General features: G+C 71.4%; 24 protein-coding genes and 2 pseudogenes. 8 read left to right on the top strand and 18 right to left on the bottom strand.

Annotated elements, in window-relative coordinates:
- Positions 1–62 precede the first annotated feature (62 nt).
- Positions 63–2,588 (bottom strand): alpha-L-arabinofuranosidase family protein, encoded by a 2,526-nt coding sequence (locus JYK17_RS29860; RefSeq protein ID WP_222811574.1) that lies wholly within the window; start codon positions 2,586–2,588, stop codon positions 63–65.
- A gap of 146 nt (positions 2,589–2,734) precedes the next feature.
- Between JYK17_RS29860 and JYK17_RS29855 the strand changes: the two genes are divergently transcribed.
- Both JYK17_RS29855 and JYK17_RS29850 read left to right on the top strand, forming a co-directional pair.
- Complete coding sequence (locus tag JYK17_RS29855) at positions 2,735–2,986, top strand: hypothetical protein (RefSeq protein WP_108011625.1); 252 nt, start codon at positions 2,735–2,737, stop codon at positions 2,984–2,986.
- A gap of 2 nt (positions 2,987–2,988) precedes the next feature.
- On the top strand, positions 2,989–3,432 hold the full coding sequence (locus tag JYK17_RS29850) for a DUF6314 family protein (RefSeq protein WP_128803565.1): 444 nt from the start codon (positions 2,989–2,991) through the stop codon (positions 3,430–3,432).
- Positions 3,433–3,442: 10 nt separating this feature from the next.
- On the opposite strand, the gene JYK17_RS29845 is transcribed toward JYK17_RS29850, so the two are convergent.
- From JYK17_RS29845 to JYK17_RS29835, 3 genes and pseudogenes are all read right to left on the bottom strand, one after another.
- Positions 3,443–4,036 carry a histidine phosphatase family protein gene (locus JYK17_RS29845; RefSeq protein ID WP_108011631.1) on the bottom strand — a complete coding sequence of 198 codons (594 nt, stop codon included), beginning with the start codon at positions 4,034–4,036 and terminating at the stop codon, positions 3,443–3,445.
- An 84-nt stretch (positions 4,037–4,120) separates the two neighbouring features.
- Positions 4,121–4,339, bottom strand: a pseudogene (locus JYK17_RS29840) (GNAT family N-acetyltransferase); the annotation flags it as partial.
- A 116-nt stretch (positions 4,340–4,455) separates the two neighbouring features.
- On the bottom strand, positions 4,456–5,895 hold the full coding sequence (locus JYK17_RS29835) for an aminotransferase-like domain-containing protein (RefSeq protein ID WP_222811573.1): 1,440 nt from the start codon (positions 5,893–5,895) through the stop codon (positions 4,456–4,458).
- Here JYK17_RS29835 and JYK17_RS29830 point away from each other — a divergent pair.
- Both JYK17_RS29830 and JYK17_RS29825 read left to right on the top strand, forming a co-directional pair.
- Positions 5,894–6,814 carry a DMT family transporter gene (locus JYK17_RS29830; protein WP_108011639.1) on the top strand — a complete coding sequence of 307 codons (921 nt, stop codon included), beginning with the start codon at positions 5,894–5,896 and terminating at the stop codon, positions 6,812–6,814. The two genes, JYK17_RS29835 and JYK17_RS29830, sit on opposite strands and share 2 nt — an antisense overlap.
- 94 nt (positions 6,815–6,908) lie before the next feature.
- Positions 6,909–7,103: a DUF1918 domain-containing protein gene (locus JYK17_RS29825; RefSeq protein ID WP_108011641.1), complete on the top strand. Its 195-nt coding sequence runs from the start codon at positions 6,909–6,911 to the stop codon at positions 7,101–7,103.
- Between the two features lie 18 nt (positions 7,104–7,121).
- On the opposite strand, the gene JYK17_RS29820 is transcribed toward JYK17_RS29825, so the two are convergent.
- Positions 7,122–8,345 carry a glycoside hydrolase family 10-like protein gene (locus JYK17_RS29820; protein ID WP_222811572.1) on the bottom strand — a complete coding sequence of 408 codons (1,224 nt, stop codon included), beginning with the start codon at positions 8,343–8,345 and terminating at the stop codon, positions 7,122–7,124.
- Positions 8,346–8,519: 174 nt separating this feature from the next.
- Between JYK17_RS29820 and JYK17_RS29815 the strand changes: the two genes are divergently transcribed.
- Positions 8,520–9,395 (top strand): 3-hydroxybutyryl-CoA dehydrogenase, encoded by an 876-nt coding sequence (locus JYK17_RS29815; protein WP_108011646.1) that lies wholly within the window; start codon positions 8,520–8,522, stop codon positions 9,393–9,395.
- A gap of 217 nt (positions 9,396–9,612) precedes the next feature.
- Positions 9,613–9,870, top strand: coding sequence for a hypothetical protein (locus JYK17_RS29810; RefSeq protein ID WP_108011648.1), 258 nt, complete (start codon positions 9,613–9,615; stop codon positions 9,868–9,870).
- 39 nt (positions 9,871–9,909) lie between these two features.
- Here JYK17_RS29810 and JYK17_RS29805 read toward each other — a convergent pair whose 3' ends face one another.
- The 10 genes and pseudogenes from JYK17_RS29805 to infC form a co-directional block, all read right to left on the bottom strand.
- Positions 9,910–10,455, bottom strand: a complete 546-nt coding sequence (locus JYK17_RS29805) for an NUDIX hydrolase (protein ID WP_108011650.1) — start codon at positions 10,453–10,455, stop codon at positions 9,910–9,912.
- 75 nt (positions 10,456–10,530) lie between these two features.
- The gene (locus JYK17_RS29800) at positions 10,531–11,871 is read right to left on the bottom strand and encodes an NsdA family TPR-like regulatory protein (protein WP_108011652.1); all 1,341 of its coding nucleotides are present in this window, start codon (positions 11,869–11,871) and stop codon (positions 10,531–10,533) included.
- A gap of 276 nt (positions 11,872–12,147) precedes the next feature.
- Positions 12,148–13,242, bottom strand: a complete 1,095-nt coding sequence (locus JYK17_RS29795) for a PP2C family protein-serine/threonine phosphatase (RefSeq protein ID WP_222811571.1) — start codon at positions 13,240–13,242, stop codon at positions 12,148–12,150.
- Between the two features lie 310 nt (positions 13,243–13,552).
- Positions 13,553–16,066 carry a phenylalanine--tRNA ligase subunit beta gene (pheT, locus tag JYK17_RS29790; protein WP_128803558.1) on the bottom strand — a complete coding sequence of 838 codons (2,514 nt, stop codon included), beginning with the start codon at positions 16,064–16,066 and terminating at the stop codon, positions 13,553–13,555.
- On the bottom strand, positions 16,066–17,187 hold the full coding sequence (gene pheS, locus JYK17_RS29785; protein ID WP_108011658.1) for a phenylalanine--tRNA ligase subunit alpha: 1,122 nt from the start codon (positions 17,185–17,187) through the stop codon (positions 16,066–16,068). Before pheS ends, pheT begins: the two co-directional genes overlap by 1 nt.
- A 134-nt stretch (positions 17,188–17,321) precedes the next feature.
- A complete protein-coding gene (locus JYK17_RS29780; RefSeq protein ID WP_108011660.1) occupies positions 17,322–18,449 on the bottom strand; it encodes a sensor histidine kinase in 1,128 nt (375 codons plus the stop codon).
- 54 nt (positions 18,450–18,503) lie between these two features.
- A complete protein-coding gene (locus JYK17_RS29775; protein WP_108011662.1) occupies positions 18,504–19,352 on the bottom strand; it encodes a TrmH family RNA methyltransferase in 849 nt (282 codons plus the stop codon).
- Positions 19,353–19,445: 93 nt separating this feature from the next.
- Entirely contained in the window at positions 19,446–19,829 is a 384-nt protein-coding gene (gene rplT, locus JYK17_RS29770; RefSeq protein ID WP_004933571.1) for a 50S ribosomal protein L20, read from the bottom strand.
- 111 nt (positions 19,830–19,940) lie between these two features.
- Complete coding sequence (gene rpmI / locus JYK17_RS29765; protein WP_007829094.1) at positions 19,941–20,135, bottom strand: 50S ribosomal protein L35; 195 nt, start codon at positions 20,133–20,135, stop codon at positions 19,941–19,943.
- Positions 20,136–20,245: 110 nt separating this feature from the next.
- Positions 20,246–20,939 (bottom strand): annotated as a pseudogene (gene infC, locus JYK17_RS29760) (translation initiation factor IF-3).
- Between the two features lie 349 nt (positions 20,940–21,288).
- Here infC and JYK17_RS29755 point away from each other — a divergent pair.
- On the top strand, positions 21,289–21,651 hold the full coding sequence (locus JYK17_RS29755) for a DUF1844 domain-containing protein (RefSeq protein ID WP_108011664.1): 363 nt from the start codon (positions 21,289–21,291) through the stop codon (positions 21,649–21,651).
- Between the two features lies 1 nt (position 21,652).
- Here JYK17_RS29755 and JYK17_RS29750 read toward each other — a convergent pair whose 3' ends face one another.
- A complete protein-coding gene (locus JYK17_RS29750; protein WP_222811570.1) occupies positions 21,653–22,381 on the bottom strand; it encodes an SseB family protein in 729 nt (242 codons plus the stop codon).
- A 160-nt stretch (positions 22,382–22,541) separates the two neighbouring features.
- Between JYK17_RS29750 and JYK17_RS29745 the strand changes: the two genes are divergently transcribed.
- The gene (locus JYK17_RS29745) at positions 22,542–23,522 is read left to right on the top strand and encodes a serine hydrolase (RefSeq protein WP_222811569.1); all 981 of its coding nucleotides are present in this window, start codon (positions 22,542–22,544) and stop codon (positions 23,520–23,522) included.
- Between the two features lie 14 nt (positions 23,523–23,536).
- Here the strand turns inward: JYK17_RS29745 and mycP are convergent, their stop codons facing one another.
- Both mycP and JYK17_RS29735 read right to left on the bottom strand, forming a co-directional pair.
- The gene (mycP, locus tag JYK17_RS29740) at positions 23,537–24,748 is read right to left on the bottom strand and encodes a type VII secretion-associated serine protease mycosin (RefSeq protein WP_372465336.1); all 1,212 of its coding nucleotides are present in this window, start codon (positions 24,746–24,748) and stop codon (positions 23,537–23,539) included.
- A complete protein-coding gene (locus JYK17_RS29735) occupies positions 24,745–25,560 on the bottom strand; it encodes a hypothetical protein (RefSeq protein ID WP_108011672.1) in 816 nt (271 codons plus the stop codon). Before JYK17_RS29735 ends, mycP begins: the two co-directional genes overlap by 4 nt.
- Between the last annotated feature and the right edge of the window lie 615 nt (positions 25,561–26,175).

Here is a 26,175-nt window from a genome sequence, read left to right as displayed (position 1 = left end):
GTCCCGCGGGTGTGGGCCGCCGCCGCTGTTGCTGTCTTCCGGACGGCGGCCCACGCCGGGTGCTACTTCTCCTTGATCCGCAGGAACGTGACCGAGTTCGCCGGGAAGGTGTACGTGAACCTGTCCGCGACCCCCGAGAAGGTGGACGTCACCGGGGCGACGGGCGTGCTCGTCTCGGTGTTCACCGCGTCCGGAGCGGCGGCGAGCGTCGTCACCCGGGCTTTCGGCGCGACCTTCGCGCCGCCGAGGTCGATCGCCGTACGGGCCCCCGAGGACTGGGCGTTGACCACCTTGACGATCAGGTCGCCGGTCCGTGCGTCCCTGGTGACGACCTGGCGGAACGGCTCGGCCGGCTTGTCGTCGGTGAAGCTGCCCCATTGCTGGCCGTCGAGATACAGGGTGACCTGCCGGCCGCGCACCTTGACGTCGATGTCGTAGGCCCGCCCGGTCTCGACCGAGCCCGCCTTGGCGATCAGCGTCGACTTGCCGCCGTCCACGGCCTGTTCGACGGCGGTCTGGGTGTTGTTCCAGCCGCCGATGTTCCACCAGTAGTAGTTCCCGGTGTCCTTGACGCCGAAGGCGACGAGGAAGCCCTCCTTGCCGGACTGCTTGGTGGCCTTCACGTGCAGGTCGTAGTCGTGCCAGGACGGGTCACCGGCCGAGACCATGGTGTTCTCGGCGGCAGTGTCCGTCTGGACGTACTGCCCGTCCTGGATGCTCCAGCTGCCGCCGCCGGTGTGCGTCCACTGGGCGGCGCCACCCGAGAAGTCGTCGCTGAGCAGCGTGTTCCCGTCGGCGTCCGTCACCTTCACGTCGTCGTAGGCGGCGCTGGTGGCCCAGGTGGACAGGCCGACGGCGCCGCTGATGGGGGCGAGCAGTGACGGGGTGCCGGTGGCGGTCGAGGGCACGACCCGGTCGCCGACGTTGGTCATGAACAGCTTCTGGACCTCGTAGTCGGCCGACTCCCAGGAGGCGTGGTTGTTGAACCACACCATGTCCGGGCGCCACTGGACGTAGTCCTCGTTGGCGAACAGTGGTGCGTACGAGGCGAGTTTCACGACGTCCGCGTTGCGTTCCAGGCCGGTCATGTACGCCGCCTCTGCGAGGCCGTTCTTGAAGGCGTTGCCGCCGGAGGCGTACTCGCCGAGGAAGACCTTGGGCCCGCCGCGGTCGTAGGAGTCGTAGCGGTCGTTGTTCTGCAGGAACCACTGCGGGCTGTTGTAGTAGTGCTCGTCGACCATGTCGACCTTGGCGCCCTTGTTGAGCTGCCAGGCCGTGTCGAAGGTCGAACCGGAGTCGTCCGGGCCCGCGTTGGAGATCACCGTCATGTAGGGGTACTTGGCGTCGATGGCGGTGCGGAACTGCTGGAAGCGGGCGAAGAACTCCTCGGGCAGGTTCTCCTCGTTGCCGACCTCGATGTGGGTGAGGTGGAAGGGCTTGGCGTGGCCCATCCGGGCGCGCAGCCTGCCCCACTTCGACGTCACCGGCCCGTTGGCGAACTCGATGAGGTCGAGCGTGTCCTGGATGTGCCGCTTGAGCAGCGCGTCGTCGTCGACGGCCTGGTTCTGGCCGCAGCCGGTGACCAGGGCCGGGACGACGGGCAGCGGCATGGCGCCGACGTCCTCGGCGAAGCGGAAGTACTCGTAGTAGCCGAGGCCGTAACTCTGGTTGTAGCCCCAGAAGTTGGCGTTCGTGGCGCGGGTCTCGACCGGGCCGACGGTGTCCTTCCACTGGTACGAGCGCTTGCGCTGGTAGCCGGAGGCCGCGCTGTAGTCCTCCATGGAGCCGGTGTTGACCAGACAGCCGCCGGGGAAGCGGACGAAGCCCGGATGCAGGGCGGCGATCTTCTCCGCGAGGTCCTTGCGCAGGCCGTTCGGCTCGTGCCGGTAGGTGTCGCGCGGGAAGAGGGAGGCCATGTCGAGCGCGGTCGCGGCCGAAGTGGCCACGGTGAGGCGGCCGTTCGAGCTGGTGCGGGTGGCGGTGAAGGCTGCCTTGTACTTCGCCCAGCCGCCCTTGCGTACGGCCACCCGGCGGGCGGTGGCCAGTGTGCCGTCGGCGTCCTGCAGCGAGACCGTGAGCGAGGTGCCGCTCTCGGCGCGGGCCCAGACCGAGAAGTCGTAGGCCTTGCCCTTCTCGACCCGGATGCCGGTGTTGTAGCCCGCGTTGGTGACGGCCGAACCGGCGCTCAGGGAGAGGTAGTTGCGGTTGCGGGCGTTCAGCCGGCCGTCGTCGTCGACGACCCGCGCGGTGCCGTCGACGGTCCACGCGGTCAGGGGCGTGTACGACGTGTTGTCGTCGGTGGAGTACTCGAAGGACCTGTTCTGTACGAGCTCGGCGTACAGACCGCCGTCGGCTGCGCGGTTGATGTCCTCGAAGAAGACGCCGTACATCGTGTCGTCGATCTTCGCGCCCTTGGCGGCGGGGTCGACGGTGATCGCGTAGTCGGTGACGTCTGCGGCATCGGTGCCGTCTGCCCTGTCGACGGCGTGGGCGGGAGCGGGGACGAGGGCGGCGGCGAGGAGGAAGGCGCCGGCTCCGAGGCCGAGTCTCAACCGGGTGCGGGGCGTGCGGCGAGTGGAATGTGACATGGCACTCCGCGGCTCAGAGGGGAAGGGATCACAGCTCACGACAGTCGTTCGATATACCGGACGGCGGTCAACACTTCGAACGGCAAGATAGGGAAGGGGGTGTGAGCACGTCAATGGGACCGGCAACGCCGGGCTAAAGTCGGGGCATGCGTGCGCTGCTGCCCTACCTCGCCCTGTCCGGGTTCCTGGCCGCCGTCATGCTGTCCTTCGCCCTGCTGGCCCGCCGGATCCGCCGGCGCGGCACGGCCGGCGGTGGACTGAGCGGGGCACTGGCGGCGTACGAGGAGGCATTCCGCACGACAAGTCATGCGGCGCACTACGAGATCCGGGCCCAGGCCGACCGCAGGACCCCCACCGGCTCCCCCGACCCATTGCGCCGTCGCCGCAGGAGGCTCTGAGTATGGGTGAGTTCTGGCCCGTTCCGGACGTGCTGGCTCATCTGGCCGGGCGTTGGCGCGTCGAGCGGAGGGTGCGGGATCTGGCGGGCGGGGGCGAGGGGCGGTTCGAGGGGACGACCGCCTTCAGTCCGCTCGACGGGGGCGGTCTGCTGCACGAGGAGTCCGGCACCTTCACCTGGCAGGGCGTCTCCCGCCCCGCCGAGCGCACCCTGCGCTTCCTGCCGGGGGCGTCACCCGGCACCGCGGACGTCCGCTTCGCCGACGGCCGCCCCTTCCACGACCTGGACCTGGCCTCCGGCCACCACATCGCCGACCACCCCTGCGCGGCGGACCTCTACCGCGGCGAGTTCACCGTCCGCGACGCGGACCACTGGCGGACCGTGTGGCGGGTGGGCGGACCGGCGAAGGATTTGGTGCTCAGCACCGAGTACGAACGGGAGCGCTGAGCCCGAGCGCCTACGCGCTCGACGTCTGCGCCCGTATCGCGTCGAAGCGGAGGTTCCAGCGGCCTTCGTGACCCGTGACGGTGATGGTCGACAGGGGGCGGACGTCGATGTTCCAGTAGGTGGACGGCGGTGCCTTCAGGACGTAGACGAGGGCCGCGCGGACGACGGACGGCTCCGCCACGGCGACGATGCGGCCGCCGTCCTCGAAGGGCCGGGTGTCGAGCCAGTTGCCGACCCTGGTGATGAAGCTGATCAACGACTCCCCGCCGTGCGGAGTGCCCCGCGGATCGGCGAGCCAGGCGTCGACGGCCTCCGGCTCACGGGCCATCGCCTCGCCCAGGGTCAGCCCGCGCCAGCGGCCCATGTCGCAGTCACGCAGGGCGAGTTGGACGAGCGGGGCGTAGCCGAGGGCGTCTCCGGTGGCGCGGCTGCGCAGCGTGGGCGAGCAGTAGCGCAGTTCGGCCGCGGCCAGCGGGATCAGGTCATGCGCGACGCGCTGCACCTCGTCCCATCCGGCCTGGTCGAGCGGCCGGGGATCCTCGAAGCGTTCGGCTAGCAGCGGGGAACTGCGTGCGGCCGCGACGAAAGTGACCCTAAGTTGCATGCGGCGATGGTGTGACGAAGAAGTGCGCAGGTCAAGGGGCATTGCCTCGGAGTCACCGACGGTGGCCAGGACTTTACTTCACGGTCAGGACCTGGCGGACATGTCACCCAAACCGCCGGCTCGGAACACCAGCGCCATCCACTGGTCGGGCCTCGCCGGCTCCCGGAACCCGAGCTTCTCGTACACACCGTGGGCGTCGTGCGTGGCCAGCAGGATGCGCCGCAGCCCGAACGGCTCCAGGTGATCGCGTACGGCGCCCACCAGGGCGGTCCCGATCTTCTTGCCGCGCACGGAGCGGTCGACGTCGAGGCGCTCGGGGTCGGTCGAGATCTCGTAGCCCTAGGGAAGGTTCACCGTGTCGGTCATGACCGGAGATTCGCAGGCCCGGGGAGGGAACGTCGAGCGGTTTTCGCGGTGGCTCATCGCCCGAGCACCTCGTCGCAGGCCGCCCGCAACCGCCTTACCCCCTCCGTGATCTCACCCGTCCCCGCGACCGCCGCGAAGCTGAGGCGGATGTGGGCGGCCGGGGGTTCGGCGCTGAAGTAGGGGCGGCCCGGGGTGATGGCGACGCCCGCGCGCAGGGAGGCGGAGGTGAAGGTGAGGTCGTCGGTGCCGTCGGGGAGGCGGAGCCAGAGGTGGTAGCCGCCCGACGGGACGTGCGGCAGGGTCAGTTCGGGCAGGCTCAGCCGCAGGGCTGCCGTCATCGTGTCGCGGCGGGCCTTCAACTCGGCCGAGATCGTGCGGAGATGGCGGGGCCAGGCCGGGGATCCGACGAGTTCGACGGCTGCCTCCTGCAGCGGCCGGGGGACGAAGAAGGTGTCGACGACCTGGATGGCGCGCAGCCGTTCCAGGACCGGCCCGCGGGCGGCCAGCGCGCTGATCCGGAAGCTGGGCGAGGTCGCCTTGGTCAGGGAGCAGACGTGGACCACGACGCCGTCGGGGTCGTCGGTCATGAGCGGGCTCGGCAGCGGACCCGCGTCCTCGTGCACCAGCCGTCGTACGAAGTCGTCCTCGACGACGAACGCACCGGCCTCGCGGGCGATCCGCAGCACCTCGGCGCGGCGGTCCGCGGCAAGGACCGCGCCCGTCGGGTTCTGGAACAGGGGCTGGCAGACGAAGACCCGGGCCCCGGTCGCGCGGAACGCGTCGGCGAGCAGGGACGGCCGGACGCCGTCCGGGTCCACCGGCACGGGGACGGGGCGCAGACCGGCCGAGCGCGCGATCGCCAGCATGCCGGGGTAGGTGGGGGATTCGACGAGTACGGGCGCGCCGGGCGCCGCCACGGCGCGCAGGGCCGTGGTCAGCGCGGACTGGCCGCCCGCGGTGATCAGCACCTCGGCCGCGGTTACCCCGCCGCCGATGCCCCGCGCGAACCACTCCCGCAGCTCCGGCAGCCCCTCCAGCGGCGGCCGGCCCCAGGCACCGGGACGCCGCCCGGCGCGGGCGAGCGCCGCCGCCATCGCCCGCTCGGGCTGCAGGGACGGGTGCAGATAGCCGCCGTTGAACTCGACGACCCCGGGCGGCGGCGCGGTCAGTGAGACGACCACCCCCGACGCGTCCACCGTGCGCGGTACGAGGTCGGCGGCGCCGTCCGCGCTGAGCGCCACCTCCTGCCAGGAGGTGTCACCGACCGCGGAGGTCGTGGCGCGGGGTTCGGCACGGAAGGCTCCGGCTCCCGGCCGGGTCACCACCAGGCCCTCGGCGGAGAGCTGGGCCAGGGCCCGCGAGACGGTCACCGGGCTGACGCGGAACCGTTCGACGAGGGAGCGACTGGACGGGAGCTTTCCACCGGGAGAGTAGCGGTCCAGCTCTCGTCGCAGCTGTGTCGCCAGTTCACCGACGCTGCTACGCTGTTGCATGACAGGACAGAATAGCGCTACTGCCACGGAGCGGATAGCGGTCACCGCCCGGCCCGCGAGACCCGCCGCCTCCGGCACGCTCCAGGCCGTCCTCGGCGTCGTCGCCTTCTCCCTCACCTTCCCGGCCACCGCCTGGGGCCTTGAGGGCTTCGGGCCCTGGGCGCTCGTCGCCGTGCGCAGTGTCCTGGCCGCGCTCATCGCGGGCGTCTGTCTGCTGGCCACCAGAGCCCGGGTGCCCGAGCGCCGCTACTGGCCGGGGCTCGCGGTCGTCGCCGCCGGTGTCGTGGTCGGCTTCCCGATGCTGACCACCCTCGCGCTCCAGACGTCCACCACCGCGCACGCGGCCGTCGTGGTCGGACTGCTCCCGCTCACGACCGCCCTGCTCTCCGCCCTGCGCATGGGCAACCGCCCCTCCCGCACCTTCTGGACGGCGGCCCTCGCGGGCGCGGCCGCCGTCGTCGCCTTCACGGTGCAGCAGAGCGGCGGCGCGCTGACGACCGCCGACATGTACCTCTTCGCGGCGCTGCTGGTGTGCGCGGCCGGCTACACCGAGGGCGGCCGGCTGGCCCGGGTCATGCCGGGCTGGCAGGTCGTCGGCTGGGCGCTGGTGCTGTGTCTGCCGCTGAGCGTGCCGGCCGCGGCGCTGGCCCTGTCGTACGAGCCCGTGCGGCTGACCGCGCACAGTGTGGCCGGACTGCTGTGGGTCGCGGCGGGCTCGCAGTTCCTCGGCCTGGTCGTCTGGTACCGGGGTATGGCGGCCATCGGCGTGCCCAAGGCCAGCCAGTTGCAGTTGGCGCAGCCGCTGCTCACACTGGTGTGGTCGGTGCTGCTGCTGGGTGAGCACCTGACGGCCGCCGCACCGCTGACGGCCGCGGCGGTCCTCGTGTGCATCGCCGTCACCCAGCGGGCGCGGGGCTGAGCGGCGTGCACGCGCCGGTCCCAACCCCGGCCCTGCGCCGTAGACTCAGGGCCACGGACCGCTGCTCCCGCACATCGGTGAGGAGGCGCCACACATGCAGGCAACCGTGGGCGACCAGCTTGTCCAGCACGGCAGGGTGGTCGGACAGCAAGACAAGGTCGGCGAGATCGTCGAAGTCCTGGGCACCAAGGGCAACCCTCCGTTCCGCGTCCGCTTCGAGGACGGGCATGTGGGCGTGTGCTCCCCGGGCCCCGACACCGAGATCCGCCACAAGGAGACGCAGCACTAGCATCGCGCGGTCGATCCGTCAGCGTGGGGGCCTCGCCGGCTGCCGGTAGTGGTCGGCGACGACCCGTGCCATCGCCCCGATCCGGTCCGTCGCCACGTCCGTGGCGGCGAAGAAGATGTGCCCGCGCGCCTGCGGGTACTTCTTCGCCAGGGTGAGGTGCCGGGAGAGTTCGGCGGGGTCCTGCCAGGCGGCGGGCTGTGCCGGGTCGCCCGCCTTGTACAGCGCCTCCCCCACGTACAGCCGGGTGCCACTGCCCCGCGCGACCTGTGCCCACCAGGGCAGCAGCTTGGCGTAGTCGGCGGCGGCGAAGCCGATGTTCCAGTAGATCTGCGGCGCGATGTAGTCGATCCAGTTCTCCCGCACCCATTTCCGGGTGTCCGCGTGCAGGTCGTCGTACGTCTGCACACCCGCCGTCGTGTCCGAGCCGAGCGGGTCCGTCGCGGCGTTGCGCCACACCCCGAAGGGGCTGATGCCGAAGCGCGTGCCGGGGCGGGTCAGTTTGATGCGCACGGCCATCTCCCGCACCAACCGGTCGATGTTGTCGCGGCGCCAGGCGGCCCGGTCCGCAAAGCCGGAGCCGTATCGGTCGTACGCCTCGTCGTCGTCGAAGGTCTGGCCGGCCACGGGATACGGGTAGAAGTAGTCGTCGAAGTGCACGGCGTCCACGGGGTACTTGCGCACCGCGTCGAGCATCGCCTCCTGCACGAAGGCGCGGACCTCGGGCAGTCCCGGGTTGTAGTAGAGCTTCCCGCCGTACGGCACCACCCAGTCGGGGTGTCTGCGCGCGGGGTGCGAGGCGGCGAGCCGCGTCAGGTCGGTGTGGAGCGCGACGCGGTACGGGTTGAACCAGGCGTGCAGTTCGAGTCCCCGGGCGTGCGCCTCCGCGACCGCCGTCCGCAGCGGGTTCCAGCCCGGGTCCCGGCCCTGGGTCCCGGTGAGGTACTCCGACCACGGCTCGTACGGCGAGGGCCACAGCGCGTCGGCCGTCGGACGCACCTGGAACATCACGGCGTTGAGGCGGTCGCGGACCGCAAGGTCGAGGTGTCCGACCAGCTCCGCGTGCTGCTGGGCCGCCGAGAGACCCGGACGGGAGGGCCAGTCCCGGTTCCCGACGGTGGCCACCCACATGCCGCGCATCTCGCCGCTCGCGTGCCGGCCGCGCGGTACGGCGCTCGCGTCCGGCGCCGCCGCCAGCGTCGCGAGCGCGGCCAGTGCGAACGTCCTGCGTGACAGTCGCCCCATGGTCACAACACCCCCATACAGTACGAATCCATGCGGTCACGGATCGTTTCCGCCGTCCAGGATGCCCGTACCCGCGCGATCGATCATCGATACTTGGGAGTAACGTGCACGATCGGAGCAGGCGCCGAACCACAGGGGTCCTGCGGCAACCCGTAGACCAGCGAAGGGGACGATGTGACAGACATCCCGTCGGGAGACATTGCGCGCGTCGGAGTCGTGGGCTGTGGCCAGATGGGGGCCGGCATCGCCGAGGTGTGCGCCCGGTCCGGGCTGGACGTCATGGTCGCCGAGACCACCGGCGAGGCCCTGGAGATCGGCCGCACCCGGCTGTTCAACTCCCTGTCGAAGGCGGCCGAGCGCGGCAAGATCAGCGCCGAGGAGCTCGACGCGACGCAGGCGCGGCTCAGCTTCACCACCGACCTCGGCGAGTTCGCCGACCGTGACCTGGTGATCGAGGCCGTCGTCGAGAACGAGCAGGTCAAGACGGAGATCTTCCAGGTGCTCGATCAGGTCGTGACCCGGCCCGACGCGATCCTGGCCTCCAACACCTCCTCGATCCCGCTGGTGAAGCTCGCGGTCGCCACCTCGCGCCCCGACCAGGTCGTCGGCATCCACTTCTTCAACCCGGCGCCCGTGCAGAAGCTGGTGGAGCTGATCCCCGCGCTCACCACCTCCGAGGGCACCCTGGGCCGCGCCCAGCTGTTCGCCGAGAAGGTGCTCGGCAAGCACGCGATCCGCGCGCAGGACCGCTCCGGGTTCGTGGTCAACGCGTTGCTGATCCCCTATCTCCTCTCCGCGATCCGGATGTTCGAGTCGGGCATCGCCAGCCGCGAGGACATCGACAACGGCATGGAGCTCGGCTGCGCCCACCCGATGGGCCCGCTCAAGCTCTCCGACCTGATCGGCCTGGACACGGTCGCCTCGGTGGCGTTCTCGATGTACGAGGAGTACAAGGAGCCGCTGTACGCCGCTCCCCCGCTGCTGCAGCGGATGGTCGACGCCGGCCGGCTCGGCCGCAAGTCCGGCTCGGGCTTCTACAGCTACGTCTGACCGGTGTCCACCACAGTGCCCCGTCCAGGGTGCTGACTACACAGTGCTACGAACGCGGGCCCGGCACCTTTGTTGGTGCCGGGCCCGCGTCTTTCACACACCGTGTGCGCGCCGGGCTCGCATATGCCGCTCGCACACGCTCCCCACGCGTCCACCAGGCGAGTTGACTCATCATGCGCATGCAACGGATGTGACGACTACGGAAAGGAGCGGACCCGTGACCGCCGACCCGGAGCATCCCGCGGTCCAAGGAGAACTCGCAGAGTTACGCCGCCGGCTCGATGTCGCGTACGCACGCGTCGAGGGCGGACTGGCGCTGCTCAACCACCGCACCGAGGAGACCGACAAGGAGATGGACGACCTGAGCGCGCGGATCGTCGCGCTGGAGCACGCCCGTTGGCCACTGCCCGCGATAGCGACACTGACAGCGGTGGGCGCGCTCGTGGCGACCGTGTGGCAGGTCCTGGGCCGCTGACACCGGCCCAGGACGCGGTGGGGGGCTCGGGGCCCGCGATCAGGGCCTGGTGTCCTGGCCCAGCCTGAGGTGGTGCAGGAACAGTAACGCGGCCGCCATGTTGGCGGCCGGGACCTCTCCGCGGGCGACCATGTCGGGGACGAGCTTGAGGGGGACCCACTCCCGACGGTCCGACTCGAAGTCGTCCACGGGATGCCCGACGTATTCGCCCTCGTCGGTCCAGTAGATGTGGTGCCGGGCGTCGGTGAGGCCGTTGGACGGCTCCACGCTCATGAGGTGCTGCAGAGGTCCCGGCCGCCAGCCGGTCTCCTCCTCGAGTTCCCTGGCGGCCGCGACGGCGATGTCCTCCCCGTCCTCGACCACGCCGGCCGCGAGTTCCCACCCCCAGCTGTCGGTGATGAAGCGGTGGCGCCACAGGAGGAGGACCTCGTTGGCCTCGTTCACCACCGTCGCCACGGCCACGGGACGCAGCCGTATCAGAAAGTGATCGAGATGCCGGCCGTCCGGCAGCTCGACATCGGCGAGATTGACGTCGAACCAGCGATTTGCGTACACAGTTTGTTCGTTCTGTTTCGTCCACTGCACGGTTCTGCCACCTTCCGTCGAGTAAGTGGCAATATCGCAGCAGGGACTGTGGTATGGCGGTGCTCCGGGAGCGGTCTACAGCGGTACGCGCAGTGCGCCGTCGATGAGTTCGGCGGCTTCCGCGGTGCCCGCGCCGCCGCTGCGCACCAGGTGTTCGCGCACCGCCCGGAGTCTGTCGCGCAGTCGCTGGGACTCCATTCCGCGCGCCTGTTCGGCCATCTGCACCGCGGTGGCCACGGCCTTGTCGGCATTGCCCCGGCGCAGTTCGATCGTGCTCAGCATGGCCAGCCGGTGCACCCGGCCGCGATCGTGCGCCGGATTGTCGACGGCCGCCGCCGCGTGCTCCCCCGCCGCCACCAGCTCGCCGAGGCTGAGCAGCGCCTCCGCCACCTGGACATTGACCAACCCCGGCTGGACATAGCCGGTTTCGTCGGGTTCGTAGCCGCGCCGGATGCGTTCCGCGGCCTGCTCGGCCCGCCGGATGCAGGACAGCGCGGTCGTGCCGTCGCCCAGGTGCGCGTACGCCTTGGCCTGCATCGCGTAGAGGTCGCAGGCGAGCGCCGGGGTGATGTGCTTGCCGGCGGCCCGCAGCGCGGCCTCCGCGAAGGCGACGGACTGCCGGTACTCCCGCATGAACAGGGACTGGTTGACCAGCAGGGCGATGACATACGCCCCCAGTCCCCGGTCCCCGCTGGCCTTCGCCAGGCGCAGCGCCTGGTGGAAGTAGCGCTGGGCGAGACCGTGCGCGTCGGAGTCGTAGGCGCAGATGCCCGCGATCGCCACCAACCCGCCCGTCGCCCGGTGCAGTTGGCGCCCGGTGGCGTCGGTGTAGCTGCCGCGCAGCAGCGGGGCGGCCTCGGCGTTGAGGAAGCCGACGATCCGGGTGCGGGTCGCTATGCCGCCGGCCTTGCGGTACATCTGCTCGTAGTGCGTGCGGGCCGCGCGCAGCATCTCCAGGTCGCCGGGGGTGACCCGGTGCCGGCCGCCGCGCGAGACGTCGACGTCCTCGGGCGGGTTCTCCCACTCCCACACGGGCATGACCGCGGGCGTACCGGTCACCGCGGGCGCACCCAGGATGTGCGGGCGCTGCTGCTCGTCGGAGCGCCACAGCGCGGTCGCCCGCTCGACGAAGCCGGACAGGGTGGTGCCGTGCGGCGTGGACGGCTCGCCGGGCACCCCGAGGCCGATGTCGTCGAGGGTGACGGGGCGGTGCAGCCGGCCCGCCAGCACCTCGCAGATCAGGTCGGGCACCTGCCCGCGGGGGCGCTGGCCCTTCAACCACCGTGCCACGGCGGTGTGTTCGTAGCGCAGAGCGAGACCGCGTGCCCGCCCCGCCTGGTTGACGTGTGCTGCCAGCCCCGCATGCGAGATCCCGGCCTCGTCCAGGATCGCGTCGAGCAGAGTGTTGGGCTGCATGGGTGCCCCCCGGGTGGCTCGGTGCCCGTCAGACTAGTGCGAACGTCTTCACACGGGGTGTGAACGGAGTGCCCGAATCCGCAGCGTACGCGCGCTGTCGCGGAGAGTTTCCGACCGGTTGACTGAAATGCCTCGCAAGAGGCCGGCCGGGCCGCCGGCTCCCCCTCGTACAGTGCGGCGGCCCGTTCTCGCGCCGTCCGCCCAGCTGCCTGCCCGACACTCCGTAGCTGGCGGACGGCCGCCGGCGGCTTGGCTGAGCGTGTGAGCGCCGTTGCGTCAAAGGTGCGTGGTCGGCTGCGGGTGCGTCGTGGTTGTTCGCGCAGTTCCCCGCGCCCCTGAGGTTGGTTGCAGTTGGCGGTCGTTGGTCAGTGCGAGGAGAGCTACGTCATCCGCCGGGGCGCCTGCTGTGTGGCGCAGTAGTGTCGTGAAGATCGAGCCGAGGACCTGTTGAGGAACAGGTACCTGGGTATCACGTACGCATTGGGCCAGGACCTCGTCCAGGGGGAAGAACCGGCCATGGTCGTCCCGGGCGTCCTCCACGCCGTCCGTGTGGAGGAGCAGGGTCTCGCCGGGGAGCAGGCGGCCGCAATGCTGTACGTCCGGTTCGGGCGGGAGCGGGAACGGCCCGAGCGGAGGGAGGGGATCCGCTCGGGCCACGGGCTCCACCCGTCCGTGGCTGAGCAGATGAGGCCAGGGGTGTCCGCAGCTCAGAAGGCGCAGTTCTCCCTCGGGCCCGATCTCCAGGAGCAGTACGGTGACGAACTCCTCGGCCACCGGGTTGTCGGGCTCGGCTCCGGCCGACGGGTGCTCGGCGCGCGCCCGCTCGCGCAGATGCCGGGCCAGGGCGCGCTCCAACCGCCGTGCCACCGAGCCGAGTTCGGGCTCGTCGTGGACGGCCTCGCGGAAGCTGCCGAGTACGGCGGCCACCGTACCGATGGCGGCGATCCCGTGCCCGCGCACATCGCCCATCACGGCCCGGACGCCGTGCTCGGTGGCGGCGACCTCGTACAGATCGCCGCCGATGACCGCCTCACGGTCGGCGGACAGTTGAGCGGCCGCGACGCTCAGGCCGCCGACCCGCGGCGGCAGCGGTCGCAGCAGAGCGCTCTGCGCGGCGCCCGCGATCCGGCGGACCTGCCTGAGCTCACGCAGCAGCGCACGCCGGACGTGGAGTATCAGTCCCGTCCCGACGGCGAAGAAGACAGCACAGGTCACGGCCCGTGCGCCGAGGCCGTCCTGCTGCGCGAGCGGACAGGTCATCTTGTACGTGACCGCCGTGGCGCCCCACATGGCGGGCAACCCCAGCGCGCGCACCCGGCACGGCGGCCGCCTCCTCGCGCTGCGGCGGAATCCGGGCTTGAAGCGGATCATGCCGATTGGCCCCCCATTCAGGCCCCGACAGCACAGACGGACCGGCCCCGAAAGACCGGTCCGATTCTGTCGACCGCATAGCCCGCAAGGCCCAGATCGCCCGGCATTGTCACCCGAACGAGTGAGCACCCGCAGACCCCTCGCATTTATGCAGGTGAGAGGCATATTCACGGGGTAACTGCGGAACTTTTCAGGGCACGGAGGACTGCAGCGCGGTCAGGGGCGCGGGGAACTGCGCGACAAGCCACGACGCTCCCGCACCCGCCAACAACCCACAGCCCCCCGCCCCTTAGGCGCTACCTCTTGGGCGCTACCCCCGAAGCACAGCCCCGGTCCGCTCGCCCGCGAGGGCAACCGCAGCATCCCGAGCCGCAGAAGCCTCCTCCACGGTCAACGTCCGATCCCCGGCCCGGAACCGCAACGCATACGCCAGCGACTTCCGCCCGGCCCCGAGCTGATCGTCGTTCTCGTAGACGTCGAACAACCGAATCCCCTCGAGAAGTTCACCCGCCCCCTCACGCAACGCACCCTCCACATCGGCATGCGGCACCGACTTGTCCACGACCAGGGCAACATCCTGCGTCGCCACCGGGAACGTGGAGATGCTCGGCGCCTGCGGGGTGTCGTCCCCCACCGCCTCCAGCACGTCCAGATCGATCTCCATCGCGCAGGTGCGCTCGGGCAGGCTCAGCGCCTTGATCACGCGCGGGTGCAGCTCGCCGGCGTGACCGACGACCTTCTCCGCGCCGTCGACGACGACCACCAGTTCGGCGGTGCGCCCCGGATGCCAGGGCCCGTACTGCCCGCCCCTGACGATCAGTTCGGCACCGGCCTCGCGGGCCACCACCCGGGCGGCCTCGATCGCGTCGGCCCAGTCGGCCGGACGGCCCTTGCCCCACCAGCCGGCCTGCTCACGGGCGCCCGCGAGGACGACGGCGGCGTGGCGCGGCTGCTCGGGCAGCGCGGCGTCCAGCCCGGCGATCTCCTCGTCGGTGGGGCGGCGGTCGACCGGAAGGGCCGCGGCCACCCGCTGCTCCGCGCGCGGCAGGAAGACCAGCCCGGTCTCGAAGAGCGCCAGGTCGTGCGCTCCGCGGCCGTCGTTGCGCCGCAGCGCGCCGAACAGGCCCGGCAGCAGCGACGTACGGAGCGCGGGCTCCTCGTCGTTGAGCGGGTTGGTCAGCTTCACCACGCGGCGGGCCGGGTCGTCGGCCTCCAGCAGCAGCTGGTCGAAGACCTGCTCGCCGATGAACGGGTAGTTCGGCGCCTCGACGTAGCCCGCACCGGCCAGCGCGCGGCCGATACGGCGGTGCAGCCGCTGGCGGTGCGTCAGGCCGCGGCCCGACGGGGGCTTGGGCAGCGTGGAGGGCAGGTTCTCGTAACCCTCGAGGCGGATGACCTCCTCGGCGAGGTCGTTGATCTCCAGCAGGTCGGGTCGCCAGGACGGCACGGTGACGATCAGCTCGTCCTGTCCGTACACGTCGCAGCCGATCTCCTGCAGTCGCCGGACCACGGTCTCGCGGCCGTAGTCGACACCGGCCACCTTGTCCGGGTGGTCGGCCAGGACGGCGATGGTGTGCGGCGCGGACGGTGCGACGACCTCGGTGACACCGGCCTCGGCGCTGCCGCCCGCGAGCAGGACCAGCAGGTCGACCGTGCGCTGCGCGGCGGCCGCCGCGGCCTGCGGGTCGACGCCTCGCTCGAAGCGGCGGGAGGCCTCGGAGGAGAGCTTGTGACGGCGGGCGGTGCGCGCGACGGAGACGGCGTTGAAGTGCGCGGCCTCGATGACGACGTCGCTCGTCGCGTGGTCGACGTCCTCGTGGTCGGCGATCTCGGTGTTGGCGCCGCCCATGACACCGGCGAGGCCGATCGGACCGCGCTCGTCGGTGATCACCAGGTCCTCGGTGTCGAGCGTGCGCTGCACGCCGTCGAGGGTGACGAGCTTCTCGCCCGCCTCCGCCCGGCGCACGCCGATGGTGCCCTGGACCAGGGAGCGGTCGTACGCGTGCAGCGGCTGACCCAGCTCCATCATCACGTAGTTGGTGACGTCGACGGCGAGCGAGATCGGGCGCATGCCGACCTTCTGCAGCCGGCGCTGCAGCCAGATCGGGGAACGCGCCTCGGGGCTGAGGCCGGTGACCGTACGCGCGGTGAAGCGGTCGCAGCCGGTCGGGTCGGCGACCTTGACCGGGTAGCCGAAGGCGTTCGGGCCGGGGACGTCGAGCAGGGCCGGATCGCGCAGCGGCAGACCGTAGGCGATGGCGGTCTCGCGGGCCACACCACGGATGGACAGGCAGTCGCCGCGGTTGGCGGTGACGGCGATGTCCAGGACCTCGTCGACCAGTTCGAGCAGCTCGATGGCGTCCTTGCCGACCTCGGTCTCCGGCGGCAGCACGACGATGCCCTTGCTGCCGTCGTCGCCCATGCCCAGCTCGTCGCTGGAGCAGATCATGCCGTGCGAGACCTTGCCGTAGGTCTTGCGGGCGCTGATCGAGAAGCCGCCGGGCAGGGTGGCGCCGGGCAGGACGACGACGACCTTGTCGCCGACGGCGAAGTTGCGGGCGCCGCAGACGATCTCCTGGGGCTCACCGGTGCCGTTGGCCTGGCCCACGTTCACCGTGCAGAAGCGGATCGGCTTCTTGAAGCCCTCCAGCTCCTCGATGGTCAGCACCTGGCCGACGACCAGGGGGCCCTTGAGGTCGGCGCCGAGGTGCTCGACGGTCTCGACCTCGAGCCCGGCCGAGACGAGCTTCTCCTGGACGTCGCGGCCGGTTTCCGTCGCCGGCAGGTCGACGTACTCCCGCAGCCAAGAAAGCGGGACCCGCATCAGATCTCCATCCCGAACGGCCGGGTGAACCGGACGTCACCCTCGACCATGTCTCGCATGTCTTCGACGTTGTGGCGGAACATCAGCATCCGCTCGATGCCGAACCCGAAGGCGAATCCGCTGTACTTCTCCGGGTCGACGCCGCAGGCGGTGAGCACCCGCGGGTTGACCATGCCGCAGCCGCCGAGCTCGATCCAGCCCTCGCTGGAGCAGGTGCGGCAGGGCCGGTCGGGGTTGCCGACGGACTCGCCACGGCAGACGTAGCAGACCATGTCCATCTCGGCGGACGGCTCGGTGAACGGGAAGAAGTTCGGCCGCAGCCGGGTCTTCATGCCCTCGCCGAACAGCGACTGGACCATGTGGTCGAGGGTGCCCTTGAGGTCGGCCATGGTCAGGCCCTCGTCCACGGCGAGCAGCTCGACCTGGTGGAAGACGGGCGTGTGCGTGGCGTCGAGCTCGTCGGTGCGGTACACGCGGCCCGGGCAGATCACGTAGACCGGCAGCTCGCGGTCGAGCAGCGAGCGGATCTGGACCGGGGAGGTGTGGGTGCGCAGGACGGCACCGGACTCGGTGCCGCCGTCCGGGCCCTGCACGAAGAACGTGTCGGCCTCGCCACGGGCCGGATGGTCCGGGCCGATGTTCAGGGCGTCGAAGTTGAACCACTCGGCCTCGATCTCGGGGCCCTCGGCGACCTCGTAGCCCATGGCCACGAAGACGTCCTCGATGCGCTCCGAGAGCGTGGTCAGCGGATGGCGGGCGCCGGCCGGCACGCGGTCGTGGGGCAGCGTGACGTCGACTGCCTCCTCGACCAGCACGCGCGCGTCGCGCTCGGCCTCCAGTTCGGCCTGACGGGCGGCGAGGGCCTTGTTCACGGCGCCGCGGGCCTGGCCGACGCGCTTGCCGGCGTCGGCCTTGGCGTGCGGGGGCAGGGCGCCGATCTCGCGGTTGGCGAGCGCCAGCGGGGAGGTGCCCCCGGTGTGGGCGACCTTGGCCTCCTGGAGGGCGTCGAGGGAGTCCGCGGCGGCGAAGGCGGCGAGCGCCTCGTCCCGCATGCGCTCGATGGCTTCTGGTTTCAGTGCCTCGACCTCGACCGGGTCGTACGACTTATTCGGTGCCGACATCTCTTCCCGTGCTTCCGATTGGCTGGCTGACGTGCCCCGTCTCGACCTGGAGACGCCTCGTCTCCGGTGGCGGACGCAAAGGTGCCAAGGGCCGAGTCTAACGGGGTCGGAGTATGCGGATGCGCCCGTGGCCGTCAGGCGAGATACGCCGGAGCCGCCACGGGCAAGGTAAATCGGAACTCGGCTCCGCCCCCGGGGGCGCGGCCGACCGTGATGGTGCCGCCGTGGGCCTCGACGATGCCCTTGACGATATAGAGCCCGAGGCCCGTGCCGCCGCGCTTGCTGCCCCGCCAGAAGCGGGTGAAGACGCGGTTCATGGACTCCTCCGGGATGCCGGGCCCCTCGTCGCTCACCGTGACCGACGTACCGGTGTCCTCCCCTTCGCGCGGGGAGGCCGTGGCCGTGACGTCAATCGTGACGGTTCCCTCGCCGTGCCGCACGGCATTTTCCAGCAGGTTGCTGAGCACCTGGTCGATCTTGTCGGGGTCGGCCCACAGGGCGGGCAGGGGCTGCTCGATGCGCAGCAGGAAGCGGTCGGCGGGCTGTCCGGCGGCGACGTAGGCCTGGATGTGCCGGCCGACGGCCGCGCCCATGTCGACGGGCTGGCGCCTGACCTCCAGCCGTCCGCTGTCGATCCGGGAGATGTCCAGCAGTTCGGCTATGAGCCGGGTGACGCGGTCGGCGTCGGCGTCGACGGTCTCCAGCATCAGCCGCTTCTGGTCGTCGGTGAAGCGCTCCCACTTGGCGAGCAGCGTGGCGGTGAACCCCTTCACGGAGGTGAGGGGCGAGCGCAGTTCATGGGCGACCGTCGCTATCAGCTCGGCGTGGCTGCGCTCGGTGCGGCGGCGGGCCTCGGTGTCGCGCAGGGAGACCACGACGCGCCGGACCGGGCCGGCGGGCTCACCGCGGACGTAGCGCGCGGACACGAGGACCTCGCGGCCGCCGGGTAGCAGGAGGTTGCGCTCGGGCTGGCGGGTCCGGGTGGCGAGACCGCCGTACGGGTCGGTCAGCTGCCACCAGCGGCGGCCCTCCAGGTCCTCCAGGGGCAGCGCCCTGTCCAGCGGCCGGCCGAGGGCGTCCTCGGCGCGGACTGCGGTGATGCGCTCCGCGGCGGCGTTGAAGCAGATGATCCGGCCCTGCTCGTCGGCGACGACGAGGCCGTCGGGCAGCTCGTCGGGGTCGATGCCGAGTCCGGCGAGGTCGCCGTGCCGGGGCCCGGGCGCGCTATGCGCGTCACATGCCCTGCTCGTGTCGACACTCATCCCCGTACCCCACCTCTCAGACGGCGCAGGTGGCCCCCCGGGCTGGTCACCCTACTAGCTCTCGGTGACGGTGCGGCACCCTCCGGAGGCGCGCTGTGCACGGGCCGACGCATAGAGACATACGGCGGCGGCGGTGGCGAGGTTCAGGCTCTCGGCCTTCCCGTGGATCGGGACGCGCACCACGGCGTCCGCGAGCGCGCGGGTCTCCTCCGGAAGCCCCCACGCCTCGTTCCCGAACACCCACGCGGTCGGTCCGCCCATGGTGCCCTGGTCGAGCTCGTCGTCGAGGTCGTCCTTCCCGGCGCCGTCCGCGGCGAGGATGCGCACACCGGCGCCCTTGAGTCCCGCGACCGCCTGCTCCACGGGCACTCCGACGGCGACCGGCAGGTGAAAGAGGGAGCCCACGGAGGCGCGTACGGCCTTGGGGTTGTAGAGGTCGACGGAGGCGTCGGTCAGTACGACGGCCTCGGCGCCGGCGGCGTCGGCGCACCGGAGCACGGTGCCGGCGTTGCCGGGGTCGCGCACATGGGCCAGCACGGCGACCAGCCGGGGCCGGGCGGCGAGGATCTCGGCGAAGGGCGTGTCCAGGAAGCGGCAGATCCCGACGAGGCCCTGCGGGGTGACGGTCGTCGAGATGTCGGCGACGACCTGCTCGGAGGCGAGATGGATACGGGCGCCGGTGGAGCGGGCCTCGCCGATGATGTCGGCGTACCGCTCCGCGGCCTCGACCGTGGCGAACAGCTCCACGAGGGTGTCGCCGTGATCGGCCGCCTCCCGCACGGCCTGCGGCCCCTCCACCAAAAACAGCCGCTCCTTGCCCCGGAAGTTCCGCTTGGCGAGCCGCCGGGCGGCCGAGACGCGGGGGGATCGGGGGGAGATCAGCTCGGGGGTCGCTGGGGGCATGGGTTCACCTTTGGCAGCTCAGGAAACAGCGGACCCGCAGGCTTTTCAGCCTGCGGGTCCCTCATGTCACGTCGGCTCTGGGCCGCGTCGGCGTCAGGCAGCCTTGGGCGCGTTGACGTCGGCGGGCAGCGCCTTCTGCGCGACCTCGACCAGGGCGGCGAACGCGGTGGCGTCGTTGACGGCCAGCTCGGCGAGGATCTTGCGGTCGACCTCGACGTTGGCGGCCTTCAGGCCCTGGATGAAGCGGTTGTACGTGATGCCGTTCGCGCGGGCAGCGGCGTTGATGCGCTGGATCCAGAGCTGGCGGAAGTCACCCTTGCGCTTCTTGCGGTCGTTGTAGTTGTAGACCAGCGAGTGGGTGACCTGCTCCTTGGCCTTGCGGTACAGGCGCGAACGCTGACCGCGGTAGCCGGAGGCCTGCTCGAGGATCGCCCGGCGCTTCTTGTGGGCGTTGACTGCCCGCTTGACGCGTGCCACTTGTTAACTCCTTGTAGCGGGGCCGCGGTTGGACTCACACGGCCCGGAAACGATTGGGTCCCGGTCCTGACGTACGGCGCTCGGCGATCGAATGATCAGGCGCCGCGAACGTCACTTGCCGAGAAGCTTCTTGATCTTCTTGGCGTCGCCCGGGGCCATCTCGGCGTTGCCGGTGAGGCGACGCGTCAGGCGCGACGACTTGTGCTCGAGCAGGTGGCGCTTGCCGGCGCGCTCACGGAGCACCTTGCCGGAGCCGGTGACCTTGAAGCGCTTGCTGGCACCGCTGTGCGACTTGTTCTTCGGCATGGCGCCGTTATCTCCTCGTCGGTGGCGTTCCGGTGCCCGGTCGTGAAACCGGGCACGGTGGAACGTCGCTCTTGTATCGGTTACGTCCTGGGGACTCGCGTCCCCCGGGATCACGCGTCGGCGGAAGCCTCGGCAGGAGCCTCGACTGCGTCCTCGGCGGTCTCGGCGCTCTCGGTCTCCGCGGCGTTCTGCGACTTGCCGGGGTTGGCCTTCGCGTCGGCCTTGCGGGCTTCCTGCGCCTGGCGGGCCTCGGCCATCGCCTCGGTCTTCTTCTTGTGCGGACCGAGAACCATGATCATGTTGCGGCCGTCCTGCTTCGGGTTCGACTCCACGAACCCGAGGTCGGCCACGTCCTCCGCGAGACGCTGCAGCAGTCGGTAGCCGAGTTCCGGCCGGGACTGCTCGCGACCACGGAACATGATCGTGATCTTGACCTTGTCGCCCTGCTTGAGGAACCGGACGACGTGACCCTTTTTGGTGTCATAGTCGTGCGGGTCGATCTTCGGCCGGAGCTTCATCTCCTTGATGACCGTGTGCGCCTGGTTCTTGCGCGCCTCACGGGCCTTCATGGCCGACTCGTACTTGAACTTCCCGTAGTCCATGAGCTTGCACACGGGCGGACGGGCGTTCGCCGCTACCTCGACGAGATCGAGGTCGTACTCCTGGGCAAGCTCCAGTGCCTTGGCCAGGGGGACGATGCCCACCTGCTCGCCACTGGGACCGACAAGTCGCACCTCGGGAACGCGAATCCGGTCGTTGATGCGGGGCTCGGCGCTGATGGATCCTCCTCGGTTAGCACCACACGGCGGTCTGGCGGACAGCCGCGTTTGTCTCTTTTCGACAGACCTAACCGCGCCGAAGCACAAAAAATGCCCCGGACGATCACAGGCGGGGCTCCGAAGCACTACCGGAGCACCGCCGCGATAAGTCGCGGGGCGCGCTTTCGGGCGACTCCATCGTCCGTACGGAACGATGGTGGCCGCCTGACCGGGGTGACCCGCCGTCCCGGGGGACGGTCAGGTGGGAGATCGGAGCCTCCACTTGTGGGCCGGGCTCGCGCACTGCGTGGCGTGTCCGGCCGGTCGTCACACAAGGTTAGCAGCTACCCGGGGGTGGTGCGAACCGGTGTGCACCGGGCCCTATCGTGTGGGGCATGAGTGACACCCCTCCTGAGTCCCCCGCCGACTTCGACGCCATGACCCGCGACATCGCGGAGGTCCCCGCCGTCGAGGTGATCGTGACGGTCGCCGTCAACCTGATGAGCGCCGCCGCGGTGAAGCTCGGCCTGACCGACGAGGGCGACAAGTACAAGGACCTCGACGAGGCCCGCAAGCTGGTGCACGCGCTGGCCGGTCTGCTCGACGCCAGCGCGACCGAGATCAGCTCCTTCCACGCGGCGCCGCTGCGCGACGGCCTCAAGTCGCTGCAACTGGCCTTCCGCGAGGCGTCGCTCGTCGCGGACGAGCCCGGCCAGGGGCCCGGGGAGAAGTACACCGGCCCGGTCTACGGCCAGTAGCTCACCGCACGTACAGGGGCTCTCCCGGCGGCGTCGCCCCGGCCGGCAGCAGTGCCAGGTCGAGGCCGTGCACCAGGCGGGCCCTCAGTGTCTCGTCGGCGGCCAGGCGCTCGGCGACGGCGCGTGCGGCCTCGGCCGGTGCGGCGGACGCATCGAGTACGAGGGCGAGGGTGCCGTCGGCCCGACCCGGCCCGAGGTGGGCGCGCCGGACGGACGGCTCGGCCTCTACGACGGCGCGCACGGCCTCACGTACCGCGGGGTCGGCGAGCGGGTCGGTCGTGGTGCGGCCCTCGGCGAGCGCGAGCAGAGCGGGGCCGGTCAGCTCGAAGGGCACCGGTCCGGCAAGGTCCAGCACCACCGTGTCCGCCTTCTCGTGCGCCGCGGCCTGCAGGGCCTGATGCAGGGGTACGGCGACGGGGCGGGCCGCAGCATCCCAGCGGGCCAGCGAGTCGGTGGAGGTGAACGCGGGCAGCGCGGTGCGCCCGCCGGCCTTCAGCGTGGGGACGGCCATGTCGCTGGTCTTCTCGCGGCGCAGCCCGTTCTCGTCCTCCTCGACCTCGCCGAGGACGGCCACCACGGGGACGAGGAGCCGGGCGCCCTTCAGCGCCTCCAGGACCGGACCGACGGCGGTGCGGTCCTCGGCCCAGGCGGTGAGCGCCGCGCTCAGTCGGGGGTCGGCGGAGCCGTCGTCGTCGGAGAAGCCGGGGTCGGGAATGTTCTTGTTCGCCACGGTCGTCGACCCTATCGGGCGGATATCGGGGGCTTGCTGCTGGGCTTGTGCGGCCCCGGAAACCCGTCGTTCACGGACTTCACGACTTTCTCAGCAACCCCTGACGCACATTTAACATCCGTCCAACGGCACGCACAGCCGCCGCCCCGAGCATCGCGGCATGGAGTCCCCCGGAGCCACCCGACGCCGCCGCGCACGCCCGTCCCGGACGCGCTTCCTGCTCTGCGTCGCCCTCGCCGCCGTGGCCGTCGTGGGTGGTACGGCTGCCGGGACCGTGTACGTGAAGGCCCAGGCGCACTCCGGTGCGGCCCCCGTATCGTCGGCGACGGCGACGGCGACGGCGACGGCGACGGCGACGGCATCGGCGTCGGCCGCGGCGGACGGGGAGGGATCCGTGGAATCTGTGACGCAGCAAGCGGTCAACCGGGCCGCGCTGCTGGCCGCGGCCATGAAGGCGGTGCCCATCGAGGACGGCGCCGACGTGTCGGTGGCCGTGCTGGACCCGGACTCCGGCGAGGGTGCCTCGTACGGGACGGGTTCCTTCGACACGGCGAGCATCGTCAAGGTCGACATCCTCGCGGCGCTGCTGCTGCAGGCCCAGGACGCGGACCGGCAGCTCACCGCGGACGAGAAGTCGTACGCCACCGCGATGATCGAGAACAGCGACAACGACTCCGCGTCGGTGCTGTGGCGCTTCATCGGCGAGGCGGACGGTCTGGACGCCGCCAACGAGCGGTTCGGGCTCACCGGGACCCAGGGCGGCGAGGGCATGTTGTGGGGGTTGACGCAGACCACGGCCGCCGATCAACTCACCCTGCTGCGGCAGGTGTTCGGGGACGACTCACAGCTGAGCGCGGCCTCGCGGACGTATCTGCAGGGGCTGATGGGGCGGATCGCCGCCGACCAGCACTGGGGGGTGTCGGCGGCGGCCGACGGCTCACAGTGGGCGCTGAAGAACGGCTGGCTGGCCCGCAGCGCCACCGGGCTGTGGGACATCAACAGCATCGGGCGGGTGACGGTGGACGGGCGCGACTGTCTGGTGGCCGTGCTGTCGAACGGCAACTCGACGAAGGCGAAGGGGATCTCGCTGGTCGAGGCGGTCGCGAAGGCGGCGGTCTCGGCTGTGACCGAGGAGACCTGAAAAATCGGCGGGGCCTAGTCCTCGTAGCGGGTGCGGCGGCCGCGCCACAGGACCACGGCCATCACCAGCAGGACCCCGCCGAGACTGCCCGCGAGCGGGGCGGCCCAACCGGTGGTGTCGTCGGCCGACTTGGCGGCGTCCGGGCCCGGGCCGAAGTACTTCTCGCCGTACGACGCCACCTGCAGGCCCTCCGGCTTGAGGTGGCCGGCGGCCTTGATGGCGGCGGCCGGGTCGATCATGCCGAAGCCGCGGGAGTCGTCGCGCCCGCCGGCCGGGGCGTTGCGGGCGGTGTCCTCCAGGAGCTGTTTGATCTGGGCGGGCGTCAGCCCGGGGTGGGCGGCCTTGATGAGGGCGACCGCGCCCGAGACGAAGGCGGAGGCGGCGCTCGTGCCCCAGCCCTCGTAGTACTTGTGGTCGGGGTCGGCGATGACGATGTCGACGCCGGGGGCGCTGACCGCGGCGTACCAGCGGCGGGTGGAGAAGGAGGCGCGGGTGCCGAAGCGGTCGACCGCGGTCGCGGCGATGACGCCCGGGTAGGCGGCCGGGTAGGAGACGTGGTCGCCCTTCTCGCCGCCGTTGCCCGCCGAGGCGACGACGGCCACGCCCTTCCTCAGGGCGTACTGGACCGCCTCGTCCTCGCTGGGTTCGGGGTGGGCGGAGGCGGAGTCGTCGCCGAGGGAGAGGTTGATGACGTCGGCGCCGTGGTCGGCGGCCCAGCGGATGCCTTCGGCGAGGGCGTTGCCGCGGGTGCTGCGAGCCTTGGCGCGGGCGGAGTCGCCGTCCTCGAGGATCACGCGGACGGGGAGGATCTTCGCCTGGGGCGCGATGCCCATGACGCCCTCGCTGTCGCCGGGGCCGTGTCCGTGACCTGCGATGATGCCGGCCATGGCGGTGCCGTGCCGGGCCCAGGCACGGTCTCCCTTCTTCGCCCCGAACCCGATCATGTCCTTCGCGGGCAGGACGTTGCCGGTCAGGTCGGGGTGGTCGGTCTCGACGCCGGTGTCCAGGACGGCGACGGTGATGCCCTTGCCCTTGGTGGTCTGCCAGGCCTGCTGGGTGTGCATGGCGTCGAGGGCCCACTGCTGGGCGCGTATGCCGTCGGCGTGCGCGACGGTCGGCGGGACGAGGGCGACGGAGGCGGCGAGGAGGACGCCCAGCGCTCCGGTGCGGGCTCTGGTGCGCGCTCCGGTGTGCGCTCGGGTGTGCGCTTGGGTGCGGCGCTTCACGAGGGCTTCTCCGTGGGTGAGGTGACGTCCTTGCGCAGGGCCCGTTCGATGCGGTCGGCGAGTCCCTGGGCCTCGTTGCCGAGCCCTGCCTGGGCCGGGGAGGCGGTGGTGCCGGACTGCGTGGCCTGCTCGGCGGGGACCGGGGTGTCGACGGTACGGCCGTCGCTCCAGCCGGAGACGGCGTAGACGACGACGGGGGCGTCGGTGAGGACCGAGATCGTCCATGAGGCGCGCTGCTTGTCGCCGAAGCGGGCCGCGGGGGTGTCCTTCTCGGCGAAGGGGTGGGGCATGAGGTCGGTGCGGGTGCCGAGGTTCTCGTTCTGGAAGCGCTTGGCGAGGGCGTCCATCGACGCGGCGTCGGCCTTGGTGAACACCATTCCTACCGTGGTGACGAAGCTCTGGGTGGCGTCCGTGTAGGTGGCGCGCAGCAGACGGCTGCAGCCGGCCGGGGCGAGGGCCTTCTGCAGCAGCGGGTCGAAGGCGCCCTTGCAGCCGCTGTCCGGTGCGACGGCGACGCGCGTCCAGGTGCGGTCGGCGCCGCCGGGGCCCGCGCCGGTGCCCTTCACCGTCGGCGGGAACAGACGGTCCACGGGCACGCTGTGCCACAGGCTCCCGGCCGCGGCGAACGAGTCCTGCGTGGCGCCGTCGCCCGAGTCCCCGACCAGCCAACTCCCGGTCACGGCACCGCCGATGAGGCCGAGCCCGAGCACCAGGCAGGCGGCGATCGCGGCGGAACGCGGGCGTACGCGCACCCCGAGAGGGCGCGGTCTGGCCTGGTCGTCGTACCCCTCGGGCTCCCCGAAGGAGACCATGGGCCGCTCGGCGTTGGGAGCGCTTGCAGCACCCGGAGCACTCGGAGCACTCCAGGAAAGGGCCGGGTCGGGCTCCGCGCCTCGGCCCGGCGGGCGGCTGGGCGCATCGGCCGCGGTGTTCGGGCGAGAGGCCGGCATGGGCGGAGCGGCCGGGGGCTCCGGAGGGACCGGGCGCAGACGTGTGGTGGACTCCTCCGCCGTCTCCGCAGGCGCGTTCATGCGTCGCGGCGGCAGCGTGGGGCGGCGGCTCGGCCGCGGCGGTACGACGGCTCCCTCCCCCGCCGCCGGAGGAGCATCGGGAAACCGCGCCGACGCCTGCGGAGGAGGCGGCTCCGCCCCTTCCCCGGAGGGCGCACGCAGCCGCGGAAACCGCGCCCGAACGCCCTGAACCCCACCGGCCGCCGTGCCCCCGTCGCCCTCAACACCGGAACCGGAACGCTGCGGGGGGTTCGCCTGGGCGCGGGGGTGCGGGGTGTTGTCCGTACGGGGATGGGGGTGTCGCGTGGGGTCGGCCGGCGCGGCGGGACGCTGCGCGGGGTTCGCTTGCGCGGCGTGGCGCTGCGCGGGGTTCGCTTGCGCGCCGGGGCGCTGCGCGGGGTCGGCTTGCGCGCCGGG

It is taken from the genome of Streptomyces plumbidurans (genome assembly GCF_019857225.1).
Taxonomy (GTDB): Bacteria; Actinomycetota; Actinomycetes; order Streptomycetales; family Streptomycetaceae; genus Streptomyces; species Streptomyces plumbidurans.
Note: the sequence above shows the minus strand (reverse complement) of the source record. Positions and strands in the feature narration are given on the sequence as shown.